The organism is Flavobacterium sp. (assembly GCF_049590715.1).
Classification (GTDB): Bacteria; Bacteroidota; Bacteroidia; order Flavobacteriales; family Flavobacteriaceae; genus Flavobacterium.
In genome coordinates this window covers 1-3,206 of the sequence record NZ_JBAWDL010000275.1, presented here as the reverse complement: position 1 = coordinate 3,206, position 3,206 = coordinate 1, and the positions used below count along the sequence as shown (strand labels likewise).

3 protein-coding genes are annotated in these 3,206 nt (G+C 34.1%); all 3 read right to left on the bottom strand.

Annotated features, from left to right (window positions below; genetic code table 11):
* A partial coding sequence (locus WBQ70_RS12260; protein ID WP_423914644.1) for a VIT domain-containing protein occupies positions 1-1,306 on the bottom strand: 1,306 nt, incomplete at its 3' end.
* Positions 1,307-1,363: 57 nt separating this feature from the next.
* The gene (locus tag WBQ70_RS12255) at positions 1,364-2,503 is read right to left on the bottom strand and encodes a S1 family peptidase (RefSeq protein ID WP_423914641.1); all 1,140 of its coding nucleotides are present in this window, start codon (positions 2,501-2,503) and stop codon (positions 1,364-1,366) included.
* A gap of 305 nt (positions 2,504-2,808) precedes the next feature.
* Positions 2,809-3,206: homocysteine S-methyltransferase family protein (locus WBQ70_RS12250; RefSeq protein ID WP_423914639.1), on the bottom strand; the 398-nt coding region annotated here is incomplete at its 5' end.

Below are 3,206 nucleotides of genomic sequence, written 5' to 3'. Positions count from 1 at the left end.
CGACTACAGAACCAATAGGAGGATACACTTCTTCAACTATTAATTTCTCTTTGAATCCTAAAAATTTCAGGGGTTGTTTTTTGTATATTTTAAAACCTTGTACCGAATTTACTTCATTCAAATTAATGAAATTTCCGCCAGACCCATAGGCCATGAATTTTAATAAATTAAAATCAGAAGTGGGTGAGCTCGTAATGCTACTTAATGGTTTTTTAAAAGAAAGGGATAAGTCTCCAAAATTTGACATACCATCAGAAAAAAGAAGGTATTCATCTACGCTGTCAAGCTCTTTTAAAGCATTAAAATCAGTAGCTCCATCATATTTTAACGTAATGATTTTTTCTCTCAAAGCACTCCAATCCCCGTTTGAGATGTTAAACTCAGTAGTATTCTCAAAAGTGATATTCAACAAACAGAATTGGATGTTTACATTTGGATTGTCTTTAAAAAACAGGGCTAAAAATTGAAGATCGGCCTCAACGTTTCTTTTAGAACCACTCAGCGAATTATCCCAAATAATCCCTACTTTTGATGAATTCGGTTTGTTATTAAATGGAAAATTAGTAACAACATTAGCGGCAAAATAATATTTTACATCCTCTTTTCGTTGCAAAATCACATTTGAAATTGGGGTATTCGGAATACTGATTTTTAAGTTCGTATTAGGCGTAAAATCTGTTTTATGAATTTCGGCCATCCATTGGCTGTCTTTGTTCTCAAAAACAAAACTCCCATCAGGATTTTCAATAATTGCCGGAGTTTTCCCTTTGTTATTAACAATTGTTTTAAGGTGAAAATCCTTGAATTTAGTCCCGTTTGCAAAACTCAATTCAAATTGACTTTCGTTAGTAAGTACTTTTAGTTCTTGTTTAAAAATAATCTGTATTGTTCTTTTTCCATTAGCTGGCATGGGATATATTCGGGTTCTAAAGTTGTTACCCATTACTTTTTCAAGAATACCTGGATCAACATTTTTTCGGGCAATACTTTCAAAAACCTCTTTTGCTTTCTCTTTGGGTACGGGTACAGCTTCTCTTAATTGTCCATTAATATCTAGTGCATAACCACTAACAAAAACTCCATCGGGCAAAGGAAACGTAAGTGTGCCTTCAAGATCTCTCGATCCGTTGTTTTTAAAAACATAAGTCGCTTTGGTTTCGGCTAAATTTCCAAATATTTGTGTTTCAAAAAAGACTTCTTGTATTATAACTGGATGATTTTTCATGTCTTTGACCTCAATATTCGGAATTTGCGCAAAGGCAAATGAAGTCAGCAAAAGACAATAAAAAAGAATTATTTTTCTCATAATTATATATATTTTTGAAAGCTATATTAGCGTAACGTATATTTTTTTTCTTAAAATTTATTCTATAAGTTTCACCAAATGATTTGCCACTATACCAAAAGTATAATTGTCTACTTGATCAATACCGCTATAATTAATGGCGATGAGTTGTCCACATTGATTAAAAACTGGTGAGCCACTTGCGCCTCCAGTTGAAGGTATGCTATATTGAATCTTTTCACCATCCGTTTCTCTACTTATTTCTCCTTTGTAGAATTGGACTTTGAGGCCTGTATTTGATTTAGCAAAATCTTCTCCCAATGGAAAACCTAGCATGAACACTTTTTCTCCTGGTCTTAGTTCATTGTCTGAAATAAAAAACGTATCTAAAGATATATAAACATCGGATGTAACATCGGATTGGATTAATCCTAAATCAATAGCAGAGTCATCTGAAAGTTTTACAATTTCACAATCATGCCATGAGTCTTCAGAGCCATGAAAAGCAACAGAAAGGTTGATGGTTGTAACCGTGACTTCAATGTCACCTTCTGACACATACACTTTTTCTTCAATAGTAGACGCAATGTCTGTTTGTGCTTTTTCTTCGTCAAAATTATTTGAAGACACAAACTCTTCGCCTCCCTCGGATGATACAGTCTCACTTTCTCCCTCTGAGTACCCTTCGCCTTCTCCATCGCCTTCTCCTCGAAAATAAATGCGTCCTTGACTCCAATTTGTTTCAATAAAACTTTTATAGTCTTCGCGTTCTATATCAGTGGTAAGGATTGAAGCTATTTTCATCCTAATATTATTTAAGTTTCTATTGGTTGCTTCCTCCTCTCCTTCTGTATTCCATGGTTCTAAAACGTGACGATTTGTAGCAATTAAACCCGTCCCATCAACTAAAAAACCTGTTCCATATACTTTTTCTATTGGAATATCCGACACTTCTAATACAAACTCTGTCCCATTGATGTTTACAGTATAACTGTATTCATGTTTAACTAATACAACGGCATTTTTATAATACTCATAAATTTCTGTATCTGTTTCAAAACAGGCATCCGTAGCACTTGAGGAATTATTGTGTAAGTATTTAAAATAGCCAATAATCCCCATTATTATAAGAAGACTAATTAATCCAATTATTATTTTTTTCCTTCTTGGAGAACGGCCTGTTTCTTTTTCAATTGGTGTACTTGATGAATCTTCCATAAAAATATAAATGAGTTTCTAGACGATGTTAAACTTATATAAGTGAAACAGTTGGGTGAGTTAATTTATTTTAAATTCTTTTTATTAAATACATATTTGACATTAAATAACTTTCCAAAAACTTTCAATTTACTGAAAAATTTAACGCTCTATTACTACAAAATGGATCATTTCGATGAAACTCTTGCTTTTGTCATTGCAAGGAACTAAACAAACTAACTTTGTGTGCTATCGTTATGTGATAGCTTGGTTCCTCGTTTGGCAGAATCATAATGTTTAACGAGATAATCGTATCACCGCCGTAATTACATCCTCGCCGTAGAAACCCTAGGCTTGTACTGCGCAGCAGCCTCAGCAATTAAACGGATATGATCTGGAGTGGTTCCACAACAACCACCTATTATATTCACCAAATTATCATCTAAATATTCTTTGATAAAAGCTTGCATTTGTTCTGGGGTTTCGTCATATTCTCCAAAGGCGTTTGGCAATCCTGCGTTTGGATGCGCAGATACGTTGAAAGAAGTATTTTGAGACAAAGTCTGCAAATACGGCTTTAACAAATCGGCTCCTAAAGCACAATTGAATCCTACGCTCAACAACGGAATGTGAGAAACGGAAATTAAGAAAGCCTCTACCGTTTGTCCAGAAAGGGTTCTTCCTGAAGCATCAGTAATGGTTCCTGAAACCATGATTGGAATAT